Origin of the sequence: Bradyrhizobium rifense (genome assembly GCF_008123425.1) — a bacterium.
Taxonomy (GTDB): domain Bacteria; phylum Pseudomonadota; class Alphaproteobacteria; order Rhizobiales; family Xanthobacteraceae; genus Bradyrhizobium; species Bradyrhizobium rifense.
Genome location: NZ_VSSS01000017.1, coordinates 1 through 20,190 on the forward strand (window position 1 = coordinate 1; position 20,190 = coordinate 20,190).

A 20,190-nucleotide genomic window follows, 5' to 3' on the forward strand; every position below is an offset into this window, starting at 1 on the left:
CTCGTTGCGCGCAACGCGCGGCGGCATCGGCTCGGGGCGAGGCTCACGCTCGGGACGCGGCGGCATCGGTTCGGCCGAAAAGCCGCCGAGCGTCGGTTCGCTGCGGCGTTCGGCCAGAGCGGGCGCCGGCCGGCGGACTTCGTCGGCGAAGGACGGACGTGCGGGCCGCGGCGGCGGCTCGGGCATCTGCGGCTCGGGATGATCGAGCACTTCGGGGCGCGGCGCTTCGTCGGCCCAGCTGCCGGCATCGGGCATCGGGGCGAGGCGCGGCGGCTCGGCTGCGCTGGGACGCTGCGGAATCTGGTCGCGGCCGGCTGCGGCGCGCACGATATTCGGTTCGACGACGATGTCGGTCGGGCCGCCGATCATCAGGAGATGTTCGACATTGTCACGGCGGACCAGCACCAGGCGCCGGCGGCCATCGACCGCGGCTGCGTCGATCACGGCGAGCCGGGGCATCCTGCCGCGCTGGGTGTTGGCGCCGAGCCGGGTGGTCGCGAATCGGCGGACCAGCCACGCCGCGACGCCGATCAACGCCAGCACGACGATGAACGCGACAATGAAAGTGATAGGGCTACCGTTCATACCTGTCCCCGGTAAATGGCGCTTCTCTCGTGCCTATGGTCCACCGACCACCGGCGTGCGATGCCCCAAAAACTGCGATCTCTTAACGTCCCGCGGCAAGTTTTGCCGTCCCCAACCCTTAATAACCTATGAATCGCCCGATCCAAAACGACTTCTTGGCCTGTGCAGGGGCCGCCAAGCGGTTGGGTTAATGCGGCTTTTGGAATGCGTAGAATCACGGGGGGAGCATTGCATGTCTCAATCAGAAACATGCATCTGCCGTGCCTTAACCACCTGTTAACCATACACGCGGCAAATTCTGCCTAGCTTCGGACCAGAGGTCCGCAAGAGGCGGAAGGAGCCGCAACGATGTCCATCAACGATCTTCCGGTGCTGTCGGCGCTTCGCACCAAGATGCAGTGGCACCAGGAACGCCAGCGCGTCCTGTCCGAAAACGTCTCCAATTCCGACACGCCCAATTTCCGGCCGCGTGAGCTGGTCGAGCCGAAGTTCGAGAAGACCGGCGCTCCGGCGGGGTCAATGGGGCCCCTGGCCATGACCGTCACCAGTGCCTCGCACATGACGCCATCAGGTGCGGCCTCGAGCTTCGACCAGAACAAGAATGCGGGTTTCGAAACCCGTCCTGCGGGCAACGCCGTCAATCTCGAAGAGGAGATGACGAAGTCCGCCAACAACCAGATGGATTATGCGGCGGTCACCTCGCTCTATTCGAAGAGCCTGCATCTTCTGAAGACCGCGATCGGCAAGGGCTAGAGCTAGAGGACGCAGACGATGGCGAATGACAGCAGTGACTTTGCCCGCTCGATGGCGATCGCGACCTCCGGGTTGCGGGCGCAAGCCGGGCGCATGCGGGTGATCTCGGAAAACATCGCGAATGCGGACTCGACCGCGCCGACCGCAGGCGGCGATCCCTATCGGCGCAAGGTGCCGACGTTCTCCTCGGCGCTCGATCGCACGCTCGACGCGCAGGTCGTCACGCTCGGCAAGATCAAGCCCGACCAGTCCAACTTCCGCGTTAAATACGAGCCCAGCAATCCGGCGGCCGACGTCACCGGCAACGTCAAATATCCCAACGTGAATTCGGTGGTCGAGATGACCGACATGCGCGATGCGCAGCGGTCCTACGAGGCCAATGTCAACATCATCAGTGCAACGCGCCGGATGATCCAGCGCACGCTCGACATCCTCAAGTCCTGAACAGGAATCTTAAGCCATGGCAACACCGACAATCGCGGCCAATGCCTATGCCAACCTTGCCCGGGTGCTGGAAAGCAGCGGCGCCGGCAAGGGCAGCGAGGCGAGCGGGCAGTCCTTTGCCTCGCTGCTGAAAGACGCCGTCGGCAGCGTCATGGACTCCGGCCGCAAGTCGGACGCCCAGACCGTGGCGATGGCTGCCGGCAAGGCCAACGTGATGGACGTGGTGACGGCGGTCGCCGACACCGACGTTGCGGTGTCGACGCTGGTTTCGGTCCGCGACCGCGTGATCGCCGCGTACGAAGACATCATGAAGATGCCGATCTGATTTTGTCCTCCTTCTTCATTACGAGCGTAGCGAAGCAATCCAGGATCTTTCCGCAGGCGGCAGTCTGGATTGCTTCGCTACGCTCGCAATGACGGGGAGACGTCTTCGCATCGCTTTGAAGGGCGATGGGGAGGTTGGGAAATAAACAAAGGAATTCTGCAATGACCGGACCCGAGACCCTCGACGTCGCCCGCGATGCGCTCTGGACCATCGTGATCGTGTCGTCGCCGCCCATGATAGTCGGCCTCGTGGTCGGCGTCATCGTGTCGCTGTTCCAGGCGCTGACGCAGATCCAGGAGCAGACGCTGGTCTACGTGCCGAAGATCCTGGCCATCTTCGCCACAATGCTGCTGGCGCTGCCGTTCATGGCCGACGCGCTTCATTCCCACATGATGCGGATCTCGTCGCGAATCATCGGCGGGTAAGGCACAATGCGCTTACCATGCGCATCGACGTCTCGCTGCTGCCGGCGCTCGCCGCGGCCTTCATGCTCGCTTTCGCCCGGGTCGGCGCGATGGTGATGCTGCTGCCGGGGCTCGGCGAGACCAACATCCCGACGCGGGTGAAGCTTTCGATCGCGCTTCTGCTGACGCTGATCATCCTGCCGCTGCATCGCAACGCCTATCAGGTCGACATGGGCTCGCTCGCGCCGATGCTGGTGCTGATGCTGCATGAGATCGTGATCGGCATCGTGCTGGGTGCGACCGCGCGCGTGACGCTGTCGGCGCTCCAGGTGGCAGGCGCCGTGATCGCGCAGCAGATGGGACTGGGCTTCGTGACATCGGTCGATCCGACGCAAGGGCAGCAGGGCGTTCTGGTCGGCAATTTCCTCACCATGCTGGGTGTGACGTTGCTGTTCGCCACCGACAGCCATCATCTGGTGATCGCGGCGTTGAACGACAGCTACGCGATCTTCGCGCCGGGCGAGACCGTGTCGAGCGGCGACATCGCCTCGCTGGCCACGCGGGCTTTCTCCGCCGCGTTTCTGCTCGGCTTGCAGCTGTCGGGGCCGTTCCTGGTGTTCGGCCTCGTCTTCAATATCGGGCTCGGCGTGCTCGCGCGGCTGATGCCGCAGATGCAGGTCTATTTCGTCGGTGTGCCGCTGTCGATCTTCGTGGGCTTTATGGTGCTGGCCTTGGTGCTCACGGCGATGATGGGCACCTATCTCGACTACTTCATCGGTGTCATGCACCAGATGCTGCCGTTGAAATAAGAGGGATCGATGGCGGAAGACAACGATCCAGAGAGTCAAACAGAAGACCCGACGCAAAAACGTCTCGAACAGGCGCTCGAACGCGGCGACGTTGCCAAAAGCCAGGAGATCAACACCTGGTTCATGATCGCGGGCGGCACGCTCGTGGTTTCGACCTTCTCCGGCTCGGTCGGCAGCGGCCTTGTGACGCCGTTGCGCAACCTGCTCGCCAATTCCTGGATGATCAAGACCGACGGCGGGAACCTGCTCGCGCTGATGCAGCAGATCGAGGTCGCGGTGTTGGCTGCGGTCGGCGTGCCGCTCCTGATGCTGATGATCGCGGCCATTGCCGGCAACATGCTGCAGCACCGGCTGGTGTGGTCGGCAGAATCCCTCACGCCCAAATTCAGCAAGCTCTCGCCCGCTGCCGGCTTCAAACGCATCTTCGGCAAGCAGGCGGGAGCCAATTTTCTCAAGGGCATCGGCAAGCTCGTCGTGCTCGGCGTGGTCATGACCACGATCCTGTGGCCGGAACGGCATCGCATGGAGGCGATGGTCAAGCTCGATCCGGCCGCGATGATGGGCGCTATTACCAGCCTGACGGTCCATCTGCTCGGCGCAGTGGTCGCCGCGCTCGCGATCATCGCCATCGGCGACTATTTCTTCCAGTACCGCAGTTGGTTCCAGCGGCAGAAGATGTCGCTTCAGGAGATCAAGGAAGAGTTCAAGCAGTCCGAAGGCGACCCGCACATCAAGGGCAAGCTCAGGCAGTTGCGTCAGCAGCGCTCCAAGAAGCGTATGATGGCCGCGGTTCCCAAGGCCTCCGTGATCATCACCAACCCGACCCACTATTCGGTGGCGCTGTCCTACGAGCGCGGCATGTCGGCACCGATCTGCGTCGCCAAGGGCGTCGACAACCTCGCTTTCAAGATCCGGGAGATCGCGCGCGAGCACGACATCCCGATCGTCGAGAACGTGCCGCTGGCCCGCGCGCTGTACGCCACCGCCGAAATCGACAAGGAAATCCCTGTCGAGCACTACCACGCGGTCGCCGAAGTCATCGGCTACGTCATCCGGCTGAAGCGCGGTTTTAGCGCCGCACGGCAATAAAACCCCGAAAAGTACCGGAAATGGCCGTAAACTGGGAATCAGCGTACCTTTCGCCCCTGCCGCCCTTGCGTCCGCGGGTCCGATTCAGGCAGGGAGGACCCCACGTGCCCCGTGGCGCGTTGATTCTCTGCCGACAGGCCATGCCAGCGTGAAATGACCGCCGAGACCGACCACGACCTGTCACGCGAGCCCGTTGCGGCGCATGAGCCGTCGCCGCGCTCGGGCAGCATTGCGCTGGTGCTCCTGGTGGCCACCGGCCTCGTCGCGGTCGCCATCGGGCTGATGACGCTCGGACGCGCGCAGGCACAGCCCTATATCCTCGGCATCCTCGCCGTGCTGGCCATGATCGGCCTGTTCAATCTGTTCGCCTTCGCCGCCGGCATCATCCGCTTCGTCGACCGCAATCTCGACGATCCCGTGATGGGGCGCATCGCTGATCACGCCTTCGACGGCCTCGCGGTGACCGATCCGCGCGGCCATGTGGTCTATTCCAACGCGGCCTATCTGACGCTGACCGGCGCCTCCGGCCCGCAGGACGTGCGGCCGGTCGAGCGCGTCTTCATCGGCAACCCGGACGTTTCGGAAGCCGTGTTCCGCCTGCTCAAAGCCGCGCGCGAAGGAAAGCGACAGCAGGAAGAGGTGCGCATCTCCGGCCAGGACGGCAGCCACGGGCGCTGGCTGCGCATGCGCGTGCGTCCGCTCGGCACCGGAAAGCGCGAAGCCAAATATGCGGTGTGGTCGATTGCCGACATCACGCGCGACCGCGAGCGCCAGGAGGACGTGTTCCAGGAGCTCCAGCACGCGATCGAATATCTCGATCACGCGCCGTGCGGTTTCTTCTCGGTCAATCCCGCCGGCGAGCTCGCTTATGTCAATGCGACGCTGGCGAACTGGCTCGACTATGATCTCGCCGAGATCGGTTCCGGCGGCCTGAAGCTCGCCGACATCGTCTCGGGCGACGGCGCTTCGCTGCTGAGCTCGATCGTGGCGGTGCCGGGCGAGGTGAAGACCGAAGTCTTCGACATCGACCTGCGCATGCGCACCGGCAAGACCATGCCGGTCCGGCTCTATCACAAGCTCGCTTTCGGCGCCGATGGCGCGCCGGGGCCGTCGCGCACGCTCGTCATCAGCCGGGCCCGCGACGAGCGCAGCGATCCCGACCGCGCCGCCGAAGTGCGCTTCATGCGTTTCTTCGACCACACGCCGATGGCGATCGCCACCGTCGATCGCGGCGGCAACGTGGTGCGGGCGAACGCCCGCTACGCCAAGCTTGCGCAGGGTCTCGGGCTCGACAGCGCCAGCAAGTCGATCTTCCGCGCGGTCAATGCACGTGATCGCCACCTTTTGATCGCAGCTATCAACCAGGCCGCTGAAAACCAGGCCGACATCGCGCCGGTCGAGGTGGCACTGGAGGGCGCGAAGGATCGCTGGGGCCAGTTCTTCGTCACGCCGGTCGATGCGGCCGAGAACGACGCTGAAGCTGCCATCGTACACATGCTCGAGACCACCGAGCGGCGCGCGCTGGAAAACCAGATCAACCAGTCGCAGAAGATGGAGACGGTCGGCCAGCTCGCCGGCGGCATCGCTCACGACTTCAACAACGTGCTCTCCGCCATCATGATGGCGAACGACTTCCTGCTGAACGCGCACAAGCCGACCGATCCGTCGTTCCAGGACATCATGCAGATCAAGCAGAACGCGACGCGCGCTGCGACCCTGGTGCGGCAGCTGCTCGCCTTCTCGCGGCGGCAGACGCTGCGGCCGCAGGTGCTCGATCTCGGCGATGCGCTATCCGATCTCACCATGCTGCTGCGCCGGCTGATCGGCGAGAAGGTCAAACTCGACCTGATCCACGGCCGCGATCTCTGGCCGGTCAAGGTCGACGTCTCCCAGTTCGAGCAGGTCATCGTCAATCTCGCGGTGAACGCGCGCGACGCCATGCCCGACGGCGGCAAGCTGATCATCCGCACCGCCAATGTCGCGACCGACGAGGCGGGCAAGCTCGCCTACAAGGGCATGCCGGCGGCGGATTATGTGCGGATCGAGGTCGCCGACACCGGCACCGGCATCCCCGCCGATATCCGCGACAAGATCTTTGAACCGTTCTTCTCGACCAAGGAAGTTGGCAAGGGCACCGGCCTCGGGCTGTCCACCGTCTACGGCATCGTCAAGCAGACCGGCGGCTTCATCTATGTCGATTCCGAGCCGGGGCAGGGCACCTCGTTCCATATCTTCCTGCCGCGCCATCACGCCGAGCCGGACGTGCAGGTCGAGCAGCCCGCAGCGAGCACGACGAATGGCGCTGCGAAGGACGGCGCGCCTGCGGCCGTAGAGGCGAAGCCTCGTACCGATCTCACCGGGCAGGGCACCATCCTGCTGGTCGAGGACGAAGAGGGCCTGCGCGCGCTGAACGCCCGCGGCCTGCGCTCGCGCGGCTACACCGTCGTCGAGGCCGAGAACGGCGTCGAGGCGATGGAGGTGCTGGAGGAGCAGAGCGGCGGCATCGATCTCGTCGTCTCCGACGTCGTGATGCCGGAGATGGACGGGCCGACGCTGCTCAAGGCGATGCGGGAGAAGAACCCGGACATCCGCTTCATCTTCGTTTCCGGCTACGCTGAAGACGCCTTCGAGAAGAGCCTACCCGAGGGGCAGCAATTCGACTTCCTGCCAAAGCCGTTCACGCTCAGCCAGCTCGTGGCGGCGGTGAAGGAGACGATGACGAAGCAGGGGTGAGTACTGTCGTCCTGGCTTTCGCCAGGACGACATCGCGGAGATATCGCGTGTAGCCCGCCGGTAACCGGCGACCACAGTTCCCGGCCGGATCCGGCCAAACCCCCGGCAAATATGGGCTTTTGCCTCATCCCCGCGACTGAGGGCCGCAGCCGGGGGGTCCGAAACCGGCTTCCCTTTTGGTAAAGGCTGCCCATCTTACTGGCACGTCCCCATACCGGGGATTTGGGAAACGAACATGAATTTCTCGCAATGGCCCCGCACCCTCGTGAAGACGATTGCCGTCGTTCTGGCGCTCGCGCTGCCGACGGCGCTTGCGATCTCGTCGGCTGACGCCCGCGTCGGCGGCGGTTCTTCGTCGGGTTCGCGCGGTTCGCGGACCTTCTCGGCCCCGCCGTCGACCACGACTGCGCCGGGCTCGACCTCGCAATTCAACCGCACCTTCACCCAGCCGGGCGCAGGTATGAACTCGGCTGCATCGGCACCCGCGCGCGGCGGCCTGTTCGGTCGCGGCGGCGGTTTCCTGGGCGGCCTTGCGGCCGGCTTCCTCGGCGCAGGCCTTCTGGGCATGCTGTTCGGCGGTGGCCTGTTTGGCGGCCTCGGCGGCCTGTCCTCGATCCTGGGCCTGATCATCCAGGTCGTGCTCGTCGTGTTTGTGGTGCGGCTGGCGATGTCGTGGTGGCAGCGCCGCAACGCGCCGCAGGCGGCCTATGCCGGTGCTGATGCCAGCGCCGGTCCGGGACCGCAGACCAGCTATCGCAGTGGCCTTGGCGGAGGTCTTGGCTCGGGTCTTGGCGGCGGCTTCGGCTTCGGCGCCAACAATGCGCCGCTCGAGATCAAGCCGGACGACTACGAGGCGTTCGAGCGCCTGCTCGGCGACATCCAGGCGGCCTGGTCGAACGAGGACGTGGCAAAACTGCACACGCTCGCGACGCCGGAAATGGTCTCTTATTTCGAGAGGGATCTCGCAGAGAACCGCGCGCGCAACGCCGTCAACAAGGTGACCAACGTCAAGCTGTTGCAGGGCGACCTCGCTGAAGCCTGGCGCGAAGGCGAGACCGACTACGCGACGGTGGCGCTGCGCTTCGCGCTCACCGACAAGACGGTCGACCGTAACACCGGCGCGCTCGTGGCCGGGAGCGAGCAGCCGGGCGAAGTCACCGAAGTCTGGACGTTCGCCCGCCGCCCGGGCGATCCTTGGGAACTGTCGGCGATCCAGCAGACCAACTGATCGCGCGCAACACGAGAAACCAGGGCGTCGTGCTTCCAGCACGGCGCCTTTTTCTTTTGGACGTCTCGCATCGCGGCATCGGAATAAGCGGGCGCGCGTCGGGTTGACATCAGGCGGCCAAATACAAACACAACTGGGAGGACAGGATGATCCGCATCGCAAGATCCGTGACGATGTCAGGCCTCGCGCTCGCCACGACCGCGCTTGTAGTGGCCTTGCTTGCGGCGCCACCGGCGCAAGCGCAGTCGGCCGACATGACTTTCTTCGTGACCTCCAACGGTCCCGGCAAGGGCGCCGATCTGGGCGGCCTTGATGGCGCAGATGCGCAGTGCCAGAAGCTGGCGCAGGCCGGTGGTGCCGCTGCAAAAACCTGGCGCGCCTATCTCTCGACGCAAGCCGCCGACGGCAAGCCCGCCGTCAACGCAAAGGATCGCATCGGCAAGGGACCGTGGCAGAACGCCAAGGGCGTGGTGATCGCCAAGGACGTTGCCGACCTGCACGGCGCCGCCAACAATCTCACCAAGCAGACCGCGCTCAGCGAGAAGGGCGAGGTTATCAACGGCCGCGGCGACACCCCGAACCGGCATGACATCCTCACGGGATCGCAAGCCGACGGCACCGCCTTTGCCGCAGGGGACGACAAGACCTGCAAGAACTGGACGTCGAGCACGCAAGGCGCGGCGATGCTCGGCCATGCCGATCGACAAGGCCTGCGCGATGACGAGCCGTCAAGATCCTGGAATAGCTCTCATCCCTCGCGCGGCCCTGATGGCGGTTGCTCGCAGGCCGACCTGAAAACCACTGGTGGCGACGGCCTGCTGTATTGTTTCGCGGCGAATTGAGGCGCGCTCTTTCCTATCGTCATTGCGAGGAGCTCGCGACAAAATTGCGAAGCAATTTTGCGCTGATGCGACGAAGCAATCCAGACTGTCTCGACGGAAAGACTCTGGATTGCTTCGCTGCGCTCGCAATGACGGAGTGCGCGGGGCCGCCTAGTGTCCCCACGCTGACGGAACCTTCGGCTGCGTGCTACATTGGTTCCGTCGCTTCCACGCTTACGGACCCCTCCCATGAAATACGAGCTCTACTACTGGCCCGAGATGCAGGGCCGCGGTGAATATGTGCGGCTGGCGCTGGAGGAGGCGGAGGCGGCTTACGATGATGTCGCACGCGGCCCGCGTGGCTCGGCTGCGATGATGAAGATGATGGAGGCTCACAAGGGCACGCCGCCCTTTGCGCCGCCGTTCCTGAAAGCGGGCAAGCTCGTCATCGGCCATACCGCCAACATCCTGCTCTATCTCGGCGCCCGTCACGCCCTCGCGCCGAAGACCGAAGCCGGGAAACTCTGGGTGCACCAGCTTCAACTCACCATTACCGATCTCGTGGTCGAGATCCACGACACCCATCACCCGCTCGGACCTTCGATGTATTACGAAGACCAGAAGCCGGCGGCGAAGAAGCGCACCGCCGAGTTCTGGGACGAGCGCGTGCCGAAATATCTCGACTATTTCGAGCAGCTGCTCGACGACAATGATGGCGCCTATGTCACCGGTCGGCGCCTGACTTACGTCGATCTCTCACTGTTCCAGATTGTCGACGGCCTGCGTTATGCCTTCCCGAAGCGGATGAAGGCGTTTGAGACAAACATTCCTGGCCTCGTCGGCCTGCACGAGCGTGTCGCCGCGCGGCCGAACATCAAGGCCTATCTTGCAAGCGAGCGCCGCATTCCCTTCAACGAGCAGGGCATCTTCCGGCGATACAGGGAGCTGGATAATTAGAGCGTTTTCGAGCGAAGTGGATACCGGTTCGCGTGAAGAAAACGCGTCAAAACAAGAAGCTTAAGCCAGTCCGGAGGGGGACTGGCGGCAGCCTCCGCTCCGGACTGGCCGCTTCGGGCGCGATCGGTCGCCCAAAGACGTGACGGCTCCCGACCTGCTGTGCGCGCCCGGGACCAGATGGATCGTCGGACTGATCAGGAACGGGAGAGAGATCATGCTCGTCGGGGCAGGGGGGCTTGCAGAACATCATGGCCTCTCGCGTTGTGCATTCGGATCGGAATCGCGTGCAGGTGCGGGCCTTCTCTAGCGAGATCCGAAGGCCGCGGCGTCAGTCGATCGGAGGACCCGCAATTCTTTTCCGGATACGCGTGACGGGTTCTCTCACCACAGTCCGGGCAGCAGGCGGTAGCGCACCCGCGCCGCATAGTCGGCATAGCCGGGCAGGCCCGCGATCAGCGTGCGCTCCTCGATGCGGATGCGGACCGCAAGCAGCGCCAGGAAGACCGGCGCAACCGCCAATCCCCACCATGAGCCGAGGATCAGTGGCACGCTGGCGAAGAACAGGATCATGCCGCTGTACATGGGATGGCGGACATGGGCGTAGGGCCCGGTCGAGATCACGCGCTGCGCGCGCTCGGTCTGCAGCTTCACCACGGGTGCTGCGAACGAATTCTCGCGAAACACCCACAGCGTGAACAGTGTCGAGGCGAGGAACAGCACGAAACCGAACACCTGCCATGCGACGCTCATGTGGGATGCAAGATGGCGCCGGTCGAGCCCCATCGCGACGAGCCAGCCCAACATTGCCACGATGAATGCGACCATGAAGACCTTGTCGGCGGCCGGCTGATCTCTCTGAAGAACGGGACGCAGACGCTCGGCCAGAAGCGCCGGGTCGATCCGGTAGAGCCACCAGCCGCAGAGCGGCCCGAGCAGGATGGAGGTGACGAGAAATACCCACGCACCCGGCCAATGCAGGGTGCCGGCGGCGGCCAACAGCAGCGCGCCCATCCCGGCGGTGAGAACGGTGTTCTGCAAAAGCAGGCGTGCGATCATGTTCGATCGGGCTCCATCACGCGCCAAGCCATTGATAGCATGCTTCCGACCAGCAAGCGGCCGCCGCGACGGCGGTGGCCTCAGATCTTGATGGGTGGTGTGAAGGCCGCCACGAGCCGCACCAGATCGGCCTGTCGTTTGGTTCCGGTCTTCGTGAAGATCCTGGCGAGGTGGGTCTTGATCGTAGTTTCCGCGACGCCCATGCTTTTGGCCACGTCAGGAACGCCGCCGACCTCGATAATGGACAGGAACACGCGCAGCTCGGCCGGCGTCAGCTTGAAGAGCTTCCGTACGAGGTCGGGAGCGACGATCGTATCGATCGCTGCCTTGCTGACGAACAGGACGGCGCAGGCCTCATAGCCGGCACCGAACGTTTTCCGGCGCCCGGCGGTCAGCGGCACGAGGTGCCCCACATAATGCGACCCGTCGCGGGCCGCCAGATGCAGCGAGAGGCCCGTCATCGCCCGCTCGCCGAGAACCGTGCCCGCCAGAGCCTGCCGCAGCATGCGATCCGCATTCAGATCGGACGTCGCGAGCCGGCCATGGACCGAACGAAGCACGTCGGCTTCGTCCAAAACCTCTTGCGCGCTCGTATTGGCGTGCGTGATGTGACCGTTGACATCAAGCAGCAGGATGGCAGCTCGCAAGGCGTCGAGCGTGCGGGCCGACGTCATCTCCAATGCGTTCTGCTGCTGCAGCTTCTGCCGGACATGCATGGCCCGCTGCATGTGCGGCGTGATGTAGGAGATCACCCGATACATCTTGCGATCGACAGGACCGCCGGCCTTCATGATCGAGAGGCGGGATATTACGTCAGTGGACTTCTCGAGCAGGATATTGGCGGCGTCCTCGAGACCCTGCGGCCGCGTCCATTCGTTGTAGAACATGGTCTTTCGGAATTCGTCGACGTCGATCCAGTCCCCGATCGTCTGGATCTGACCGACCGGCGCGTGGAGCACCGCGCGCGATGGATCGAATGGCTCGTAGGTTTCGATATAGGATCGAACATAGGCGGGGTCGACGCCGACGGCATGCGAGATCACGGCCTCGCCGCGCGCCCCGATCCGGACCAGACCACCGCCCTGGCCGCCCGCGAGATCGACGATGCTGCCAAGTGTCGTCGTCCATCGGGAATCGTCGAGCGCTGCATCGTAGATGTCCCCCACCAGCGACAGCAGCTCTTCATTCAGTCCCATCGGCTTGTCCATGAACACGTGGAGGGGCTCGTTCGGCCTCGCAGATGAGCACGCCGGATGTGGAAATTTGATGAGCCGGATCACACTTCAGGGTGCGGAACACTCAGGCCGGAGGCCAAGAGCGCGGCCCGACGGACGCGAACGGCAGCGCGCGCTTCGCGGCGGTATGAATTCTATTTTGCAATAACAGGCGTGCGATCACGCGCGGTTCCCCGGGCAGTCTCCGCACGAATTTGGCCGCGCTATCCGGCAAATCCGGACGCGCGAAAAGCCCGGTCAACCGGACCGGGCGATCCATCGCAGGCAAGCCGGATCAGGCGAGCTGATCGATCCGCGTGCCCTGGCCCGGCGGTAGCGGCGCAGGCGGCGTCGGCTGATGGGTCGGGTCGTTGTCCTTGGTCTTGGTCTGGTCGTCCGGCTGCTTGGTCGTGTCGTAGCTCGGAACCACGACCGTCACAGGCGGCGGCGCAACGCTGGAAACGCTCATCCACAAATCCTCACAGATTGAAACAATTGATCCTGCCCCGGAGCGGACGAAAGCTCCGTCAAGCCAATCGCTAAAATGCGAGGGATCTGGTTCGATTTCGGTGAGACCTCGGGCCTCTCCTCGTCATTGCGAGCGGAGCGAAGCAATCCAGAATCCCTCAGCGGAAAGACTCTGGATTGCTTCGCTGCGCTCGCAATGACGGAGTATGGCGTGCGTCGTCGCGACGCGCGCGCGCCGTGCCCGACCCGACCTACTCGTCCTTCGGCCGGGTGATCGTGATCGCCGCGTCCGTCTTGGTGCGCGTGCATTCCATGTTGAGGCGCTTGTAGCGCATCGTCACCTTGTCGCCGCGCAAGAGGCCCATGCGCTTGAGGCAGCGCGTCGCGCCGGTCGTGGTGTCGTCCTTCGGTAGCGTAAACGTTATGGCCGCGGCAGACGCGACCAGATCAAAAAACTTCGGCGTCGGCTTGCGGTCACCCTTGGCGTAGAGCTCGTTGGAATAGGTCTGTCCCTGGGCGCTGCAGCCGAGCGATAGCTCCTTTGCCGCCGGGTGGGTCAGATAGATGATGTTGGCGGCCTTGAAGTTGACCTTCAGCCCGTCGATACCGCCGGCGAGCTGCTTGGCGATGTCGTCGCACTGGTCGGCGCGCGCAGGCACGGCGAGGGCGACAAGGCCGGTGATTGCGGCGGCGACAAGCATCGCGCCGCGAACGTGTAGTTTGAAAATCATGATGAAAAGCCCCTTGGAGGGCGTATTCAAGCGTCGGCGGACGCGGAGTGCAAGGGGTGCAACTCGGCTTGGCTGGGTACAACCGCGGCCATTCGCTGATCGAAGGAGGGGCTGCAAAATGCCCGCCATGGCACCGAATCGGGATGCCCCGGTCGCGCCAGAACGCCTTCCCTTTGCGGCAAAAAAGCTTAGAACGCTTCTATGCTAGAGGCCCGCGAGGGCTCCAAAACCCGAGATCGCCCCCATGAACGCTCCCACCGCCTTCCCCGACGCCTCAAAACCCGTTCCGCCCTACAAGCACACCCCGCTGTTCCCATTGGGCAAGGACGAAACGCCCTACAAGAAGATCACGGCCGAGGGCGTCCGGGTCGAGAAGGTTTTGGGCAAGGACATGCTGGTGGTATCGCGCGAGGCGCTGCGGGCGCTGTCGGAGGCGGCTTTCGGCGACATCAACCATTATCTGCGGCCCGGCCATCTGAAGCAGCTCCGCGCCATCCTGGAGGACGGCGAGGCGAGCCCGAACGACAAGTTCGTGGCGCTGGATTTTTTGAAGAATGCCAACATCGCGGCCGGCGGCGTGCTGCCGATGTGCCAGGACACCGGCACCGCGATCATCATGGGCAAGAAGGGCTGCAACGTCATCACCGACGGTGACGACGAGGCCGCGCTGTCGGAAGGCGCGCGCGATGCTTACCTGCGCCGCAATCTGCGCTACTCGCAGGTCGCGCCGCTGTCGATGTACGAGGAGAAGAACACCGCCAACAACATGCCGGCGCAGTGCGAAATCTACGCCGAGGGTGATGACGCCTACAAGTTCATGTTCATGGCGAAGGGCGGCGGCTCCGCCAACAAGAGCTTTCTGTTCCAGGCCACACCCTCGGTGCTGACCAAGGACAGGCTGCTCGCCTTCCTGAAAGAGAAGATCCTGACGCTCGGCACCGCGGCGTGCCCGCCTTATCACCTCGCCATCGTGATCGGCGGCACCTCGGCCGAGCTGTGCATGAAGACGGTGAAGCTGGCGTCGGCGCGCTATCTCGATGCGCTGCCGACCCAAGGCTCGCCTGACGGCAATGCTTTCCGCGACGTCGAGATGGAGAAGGAAATCCACAAGATGACGCAGTCGCTCGGCGTCGGCGCTCAGTTCGGTGGCAAATATTTCTGCCACGACGTGCGCGTGATCCGCATGCCGCGTCATGGCGCCTCGCTCCCGATCGGGCTTGGCGTGTCCTGCTCGGCCGACCGCCAGGTGCTCGGCAAGATCACCAGGGAGGGCGTCTATCTCGAGGAGCTCGAGCACAACCCCGCGCAGTATCTGCCGCAGGTGGAGCAGTCGCTCGGCGGCGAGGTCGTCAAGATCGACCTCAACCAGCCGATGAAGGACATTTTGGCGACGTTCTCGAAGAACCCGATCAAGACGCGCGTCTCGATGACCGGCACCATGATCGTCGCGCGGGATAGCGCGCATGCCAAGCTGCGCGAACGGCTGGAGAAGGGCGAGCCGCTGCCGGACTATTTCAAGAACCATCCGGTCTATTACGCGGGTCCTGCCAAGACGCCCGAGGGCTACGCTTCCGGTGCGTTCGGCCCGACCACTGCGGGCCGCATGGATTCCTTCGTCGACCAGTTCCAGGCCGCCGGCGGCTCGATGGTGATGGTGGCCAAGGGCAATCGCGCGCCTGCGGTGCGCGAGGCCTGCAAGAAGTATGGCGGCTTCTATCTCGGCTCGATCGGCGGTGCGGCGGCGAACCTCGCCGAGCACTGCATCAAGAAGGTCGAAGTGCTCGAATATCCCGAGCTCGGCATGGAAGCGATCTGGCGCATCGAAGTCGTCGACTTCCCGGCTTTCATCATCATCGATGACAAGGGGAACGACTTCTTCAAGGAATTGAATCTGGGCTGAGGAGGCATCCTCCTTTCCCAGCAGAGGCCGGCGCCTTCACACTCCGTCATTGCGAGCGCAGCGAAGCAATCCACCTTTCCGCAGGGAAGAGTCTGGATTGCTTCGTCGCAAGAGCTCCTCGCAATGACGACGTGGAGACGTCGCGCGTATCCGTCAGAGTCGGATCAAGCCTTCGAGCCTGTGAACGGGAAGCTGCCCATCGGGCCGATGCCCATTTCGCCGCTCATGCTGTCGCCGGAAACCGTTCCGATGAACTCGAGCGTCAACGGCATCGGATTGGTGATGGCAACCTTCCAGTTGACGGCGTCGCCGCTGACGGTGCCGTCAAAAATCTCGGCCGTATTGCCTTCCGCGCCTTGCGTGCCCGTGAGCGTGCCGCCCGCTTCCTTCAGGCTCAGCGTCGCCTGGCGCTCGCCCATCGGCGTCGTCATGGTGAGATTCCAGTTGCCGTCCACGGCCATTCGCGTCTCCCGAACATTGTCCCGGCGGGCTGCGATGATCGCAGCCAGTCCTGCGTCGAGCCTATAGCGCAACTTGAGGCCGCTGCCTAACGCGGCTTGGGCGGCATTCAGGCGCGGGCGGCGGCGCGCCGGCGGCTGGTGACGACGAGCCTGAACACCACGTACTGCACGGCAAAGGCGAGGGCCTTGGCGCCGCCCGCGACAGCCGAGATGTAGAACGCCCACAGTTTCAGATCGCCGGTGGCGGCGACCGCGATCGTGCCGGCGCCGAGGACGAACATCAGCGCGGCCCAGGCATAGCCCGCAGCGGTGACATATTCCGGCGCGGTCTCGACCACGATCGGCGGCATGTAGCGCAGCATCCAGCCGCGCTTGAGCATGATCGCGCCGATCGCGAAATGCGCGATCGCAGGCTTGGCCAGCATGAAGCGGGGATCGTTGGTCAGCAGCGTGACCGTGCCGAGAACGATGACGAGCGCGACGCTCGCATAGGTCATGTAGCCGAGTTCGCGGCCCTTGACGCGGGCATAGATCACCTGCGCGATCGCGCCGGCAATCGCCACCGACGTCGCCAGGATGACGTTGTCGGTAATCAGATAGATCACCAGGAAGACGATGGCCGACAGGAAGTCGGAGGCGAGGCGGGCGAATACGTCCTTCATTATCGGTCCTGTCTCACTGGGCTTCGGGCAGCGCGCCGGCCGGCGCACCGTACTTGATCTGGCGATATTCCGGATACCACTTGGTGAAATAGATCGCGCTGTTGCGGGCGGCGAAGGCGACCGCGAGGCCGAGCCACACCGGCAGGCCCGGGAAGTAGAGCAGCACGATGTTGGCGGCCATCATCAGCAGCGCGGCCACCGTCCATGCGCCGGTGATGATGTAATTGGCGGTGAGGAAGCCGGGCATCGCTGCGGTCTCGGCCGGAACGGCCTCGATCGCGTATTGCAGCGTGAAGGGCCGGCGCACCAGCATCGAGCCGAGCGAGATGATGAAGATGCCGATATCGACCGAGAGCTTGACGCCGAGCGTGCTGAGCGAGGGGGCGCGCAGTGCGAGGAACAGGCCGAGTCCTGCGAACAGGATCGCCGAGCCCGCGGCCAAAATCTTCACCGAGCGGCCGCAGGCCACGTCGATCGCGATGGTGGCGAGGCAGATCGCGGAGGCCACGAACACGCTGGTCGGGGCCGACGTCACCATCATCAGCAAGGTGTAGACGCCATAGGGGGCAAGGATCAGGAAAATGGTCATGGTGGCCTCGGTCGAGCCAATCTTTACGATGTCAAGATTGATAATTCAGGGCCGGCGCCGGGTCAAGCGAAATCTTTACAGTGTCAAAATGATATGAATGACCTGTAAAAACTCAATCGTGGCAATGGCTTGATCGGATATCTCGTCGGCGACGGCCGCCCAGGGAAGGCGCGACAGGATGGTCAGCGAGGTGCTGATCAGTAGGCCGATGGTCAGGAAGATGCTGCCGCCACGGCAGATCATGAATTTGAGCGAGCCCGGCGTCGCGTACATGCCGAGCGGATGCAACAGCCGCGACAGCACCAGCCCGCCCATCAGCAGGTGAATGCGCAAGGCCGATGCGCCGGACATTTCGAGAAACGCGACCATCAGCGTGATGATCGGAACGTATTCCATGAAATTGCCATGGGCGCGGATCGCGCTGCGCAGGCTCGCATTGCCGCCGTCGCTGAAGGCAGCGCCGTTGCTCCGCCGCAGCCGGATGACTTGCAGCGCAAGCGCGGCGTAGATCAGCGCGAGGATCGCGAGATAGTTCGCCGTGACGGTGGGGACGTGCATGCGAAGTCTCCCTGATGACATTCGCGACGGAGTGGGGAGGGAGCTACTGCGCTCCCACCCAATTGCCGTGAAAGCCGTCGGGCACACGATGGCCGAGCTGCACCAGCGCGGCGGGGCCGGCCTCGATGTCGGTGGCGTTGAACACGGCGAGGTCGCTGCGGTTCTCCCGCGCGCGCCAGACCACCGCCAGTAGCCAGCCGTCACCTTCCGCCGCATCCTTCGATCGCTCGACGAAGACAGGCTCGGAGATGGTGTCGCCCGCCGGCAGCAGATACTGGCCGAGCCGCTTGCCGGTGCCGTCGACGTGAACGATGCCTGACAGTGCGCCGAACATCGGCAGCCGCGGATTGGCGCAGGCGTACCAGCCATGGCGGCTTCTCAGGCCGGCGCGGCGATCGTCGATGCGCGGGAATTCGCCGGTGAGATCGTCGAGATAGATCTGCTGGAAGCGGTCGGTATTGCCAGAGAGATCGAAGGTCCAGCGGCAGTGGCGGGCGCGCGATTTGTCCGGATCCGTCGGCCGGCCGTCGGGATGCGGAAACAGCGGCGCCTCCTCGAACTGCATGACGTCGGCGACGATGCGGTCGCCGTCCTCCCACGCATTCATGACGTGGAAGACGTAGCAGGCCTCGGCGCGGAACCAGACGATGTCCTTTGCCGTACCGCTGCGCTTCATCACGCCGACATAGGCGCCCTTCTCCGGCTCCCAGGCATAAGGCGGCTTGCCGCTCATCGCGCGCTCCATGCTGCCGGTGATGGGCAGGATCGGAAACAGCACGTGATTTTCGGTGACGATGAAGTCGTGCACCATGCTGGCATAGGGCGTCTCGAAACGCTCGAAGCGCGTCACCTTGCCGCTCGCATCGATCGATCCGTAGGAGAGGGCGGGTGTCAGCGGTCCGGCCGCATTGTAGCCGAAGAACACCAGCTCGCCCGTGATCGGATCGACCTTCGGATGCGCGGTGAAGGCGCCGGCGATTCGGTTCTGATAGTTCTGATAGCCGCGGGTTGCGAGCGTGCCCGGCTCGATCTCGGTCGGCAGATGTCCCTCTTCCAGCGCGAGCAGCTTGCCGGCATGGAAGACGATATTGGTGTTGGCGACGCCGCCGTCGGTGAGTTGGGTGGGCGCATCCGGCAGCTTGCGGCCGAAGCCGCCGAACAGCGCGCGGCCGGCATCGTGCTCGGCCAGCCATTTCGGCGTGCGGACCCAGCGGTTGCGGTAGGAGGCGCGGCCCTCTTCGAGATGAAAGGCGTGCAGCATGCCGTCGCCGACAAACCAGTGTGCGCCGGGCGCGTCGAACTGCGGATTGGGGCCGTTGCGATAGAGCGTGCCGTTCAGCTCGCGCGGCAATTCGCCGACGATCTTGAGGAAAGGCGCGTCCGCCTCGAACGGAATCGGCGCGATATTGTTGCGGCGCTCGGTGACGGCGTCCTGCTGCACGGCGTATCCCTCTCTATCTTTACATCGTAAAGATGGAATAGGGCCATGCGTGGCTTCCGTCAAGTGAAATCTTTACACTGTAAATATTGCGTCATATAGCTTGTAAATGGCCAAGAGCAACACCACCGGCGAAACGGCGCGAAGCCCGCGCATCCCGAAAAAGACACCGCCAGCATCACGCCCGGCGCGCCGCGCGGCGAGCGCGAAGGCCGAGACGCCGTATCACCACGGCGCCTTGCGCGAGGCGCTGCTGCGGGCGGCCGAACGGGTGCTGGAGCGCGATGGGCTCGCTGGCCTGACGCTGCGCGCGGTGGCGCGCGAGGCGGGCGTCTCGCATGCCGCGCCGACGCATCATTTCGGCGATCTCACCGGCCTCGTCAGCGAGCTCGCCGCGATCGGCTTTCGCCAGTTCAACGCGGCGATGGCCTCGGCCTGCGATGCCGCCACCTCGCCGCTGGAGCGGGCGCTGGCGCGGCCCAAGGCCTATGTCGCCTACGCCCAGGCCCATCCCGGCATGTACGGTCTGATGTTCCGCACCGAGCGGCTCGACTATTCCAGACCCTCGCTGCACGAGGCCGCGGAATCCTCGTTTGCCGGACTCGCCAATGCCATCGGCGCGATGCGGCAGGAGCCGATCAGCGGCGACGCGCTGACCATCGAGCAGGGCGCTGCGATCGCACGGGCCTGGTCGATGGTCCACGGCTTCACCATGCTGCTGCTCGACGGGCGGCTCGAGGATATTCTGGAGCGGCTGCCGGATGGCACGACGGCCGAGCAGCTGCTGGAAGCGATCCTGAAATCGACGGTAGCGGGAAAGCTGCCGCCCGCCTGATCGGACGAAACCTCCGCAACTCTCGTCATGCTTGCCCGTTCGGCCTAAGCAAGCTGTCGCGCCCAAGGATTGGGCATTGGCGGAAGACCGGGATCAGCGCAGGCGAGTGATGATGCGGAACTCGCGCGCA

General features: G+C 64.3%; 22 protein-coding genes. 12 read left to right on the forward strand and 10 right to left on the reverse strand.

The features are described from left to right. On the reverse strand, positions 1-585 hold a 585-nt coding region (locus FXB40_RS10515; protein ID WP_187436774.1), incomplete at its 3' end, for a flagellar biosynthetic protein FliO. A 348-nt stretch (positions 586-933) separates the two neighbouring features. On the opposite strand from FXB40_RS10515, the gene flgB reads away from it, so the two are divergent. The 10 genes from flgB (at position 934) to FXB40_RS10570 (ending at position 10,148) form a co-directional block, all read left to right on the forward strand. Further along, positions 934-1,338 (forward strand): flagellar basal body rod protein FlgB, encoded by a 405-nt coding sequence (gene flgB / locus FXB40_RS10520; RefSeq protein WP_148772135.1) that lies wholly within the window; start codon positions 934-936, stop codon positions 1,336-1,338. An 18-nt stretch (positions 1,339-1,356) separates the two neighbouring features. Then, complete coding sequence (gene flgC, locus FXB40_RS10525) at positions 1,357-1,782, forward strand: flagellar basal body rod protein FlgC (RefSeq protein WP_148772136.1); 426 nt, start codon at positions 1,357-1,359, stop codon at positions 1,780-1,782. A 16-nt stretch (positions 1,783-1,798) separates the two neighbouring features. Further along, the gene (gene fliE / locus FXB40_RS10530) at positions 1,799-2,107 is read left to right on the forward strand and encodes a flagellar hook-basal body complex protein FliE (protein WP_148772137.1); all 309 of its coding nucleotides are present in this window, start codon (positions 1,799-1,801) and stop codon (positions 2,105-2,107) included. Positions 2,108-2,268: 161 nt separating this feature from the next. After that, a complete protein-coding gene (fliQ, locus tag FXB40_RS10535; protein ID WP_148772138.1) occupies positions 2,269-2,532 on the forward strand; it encodes a flagellar biosynthesis protein FliQ in 264 nt (87 codons plus the stop codon). Positions 2,533-2,549: 17 nt separating this feature from the next. Beyond that, complete coding sequence (gene fliR / locus FXB40_RS10540) at positions 2,550-3,320, forward strand: flagellar biosynthetic protein FliR (RefSeq protein WP_148772139.1); 771 nt, start codon at positions 2,550-2,552, stop codon at positions 3,318-3,320. Between the two features lie 9 nt (positions 3,321-3,329). Next, positions 3,330-4,409, forward strand: a complete 1,080-nt coding sequence (gene flhB, locus FXB40_RS10545; protein ID WP_148772140.1) for a flagellar biosynthesis protein FlhB — start codon at positions 3,330-3,332, stop codon at positions 4,407-4,409. Positions 4,410-4,562: 153 nt separating this feature from the next. After that, on the forward strand, positions 4,563-7,142 hold the full coding sequence (gene cckA / locus FXB40_RS10550) for a cell cycle histidine kinase CckA (RefSeq protein ID WP_148772141.1): 2,580 nt from the start codon (positions 4,563-4,565) through the stop codon (positions 7,140-7,142). A gap of 211 nt (positions 7,143-7,353) precedes the next feature. Then, a complete protein-coding gene (locus FXB40_RS10555; RefSeq protein ID WP_148772142.1) occupies positions 7,354-8,370 on the forward strand; it encodes a Tim44 domain-containing protein in 1,017 nt (338 codons plus the stop codon). Positions 8,371-8,516: 146 nt separating this feature from the next. Further along, positions 8,517-9,212, forward strand: a complete 696-nt coding sequence (locus tag FXB40_RS10560; protein WP_148772143.1) for a lectin — start codon at positions 8,517-8,519, stop codon at positions 9,210-9,212. A gap of 228 nt (positions 9,213-9,440) precedes the next feature. Beyond that, entirely contained in the window at positions 9,441-10,148 is a 708-nt protein-coding gene (locus FXB40_RS10570; protein WP_148772145.1) for a glutathione S-transferase, read from the forward strand. Between the two features lie 381 nt (positions 10,149-10,529). On the opposite strand, the gene FXB40_RS10575 is transcribed toward FXB40_RS10570, so the two are convergent. From FXB40_RS10575 to FXB40_RS10590, 4 genes are all read right to left on the reverse strand, one after another. Further along, positions 10,530-11,204, reverse strand: a complete 675-nt coding sequence (locus tag FXB40_RS10575) for a methyltransferase family protein (protein ID WP_148772146.1) — start codon at positions 11,202-11,204, stop codon at positions 10,530-10,532. 80 nt (positions 11,205-11,284) lie between these two features. Next, positions 11,285-12,400 carry a helix-turn-helix transcriptional regulator gene (locus tag FXB40_RS10580; protein WP_148772147.1) on the reverse strand — a complete coding sequence of 372 codons (1,116 nt, stop codon included), beginning with the start codon at positions 12,398-12,400 and terminating at the stop codon, positions 11,285-11,287. A gap of 313 nt (positions 12,401-12,713) precedes the next feature. After that, complete coding sequence (locus FXB40_RS47745) at positions 12,714-12,887, reverse strand: hypothetical protein (RefSeq protein WP_187436775.1); 174 nt, start codon at positions 12,885-12,887, stop codon at positions 12,714-12,716. A 250-nt stretch (positions 12,888-13,137) separates the two neighbouring features. Continuing rightward, a complete protein-coding gene (locus tag FXB40_RS10590; protein ID WP_148772149.1) occupies positions 13,138-13,617 on the reverse strand; it encodes a hypothetical protein in 480 nt (159 codons plus the stop codon). 244 nt (positions 13,618-13,861) lie between these two features. Between FXB40_RS10590 and FXB40_RS10595 the strand changes: the two genes are divergently transcribed. Continuing rightward, the gene (locus tag FXB40_RS10595) at positions 13,862-15,517 is read left to right on the forward strand and encodes a fumarate hydratase (RefSeq protein WP_148772150.1); all 1,656 of its coding nucleotides are present in this window, start codon (positions 13,862-13,864) and stop codon (positions 15,515-15,517) included. Between the two features lie 164 nt (positions 15,518-15,681). On the opposite strand, the gene FXB40_RS10600 is transcribed toward FXB40_RS10595, so the two are convergent. The 5 genes from FXB40_RS10600 to FXB40_RS10620 form a co-directional block, all read right to left on the reverse strand. Then, a complete protein-coding gene (locus tag FXB40_RS10600) occupies positions 15,682-15,978 on the reverse strand; it encodes a hypothetical protein (RefSeq protein ID WP_148772151.1) in 297 nt (98 codons plus the stop codon). 107 nt (positions 15,979-16,085) lie between these two features. After that, the gene (locus FXB40_RS10605) at positions 16,086-16,640 is read right to left on the reverse strand and encodes an inner membrane-spanning protein YciB (protein ID WP_148772152.1); all 555 of its coding nucleotides are present in this window, start codon (positions 16,638-16,640) and stop codon (positions 16,086-16,088) included. A 13-nt stretch (positions 16,641-16,653) separates the two neighbouring features. Further along, positions 16,654-17,229 carry a hypothetical protein gene (locus FXB40_RS10610; RefSeq protein WP_148772153.1) on the reverse strand — a complete coding sequence of 192 codons (576 nt, stop codon included), beginning with the start codon at positions 17,227-17,229 and terminating at the stop codon, positions 16,654-16,656. 75 nt (positions 17,230-17,304) lie between these two features. Next, entirely contained in the window at positions 17,305-17,787 is a 483-nt protein-coding gene (locus tag FXB40_RS10615) for an MAPEG family protein (protein ID WP_187436776.1), read from the reverse strand. 43 nt (positions 17,788-17,830) lie between these two features. Beyond that, entirely contained in the window at positions 17,831-19,228 is a 1,398-nt protein-coding gene (locus FXB40_RS10620) for a carotenoid oxygenase family protein (protein WP_148772155.1), read from the reverse strand. 106 nt (positions 19,229-19,334) lie between these two features. On the opposite strand from FXB40_RS10620, the gene FXB40_RS10625 reads away from it, so the two are divergent. Then, positions 19,335-20,060: a TetR/AcrR family transcriptional regulator gene (locus FXB40_RS10625; RefSeq protein ID WP_148772156.1), complete on the forward strand. Its 726-nt coding sequence runs from the start codon at positions 19,335-19,337 to the stop codon at positions 20,058-20,060. Positions 20,061-20,190: the final 130 nt, after the last annotated feature.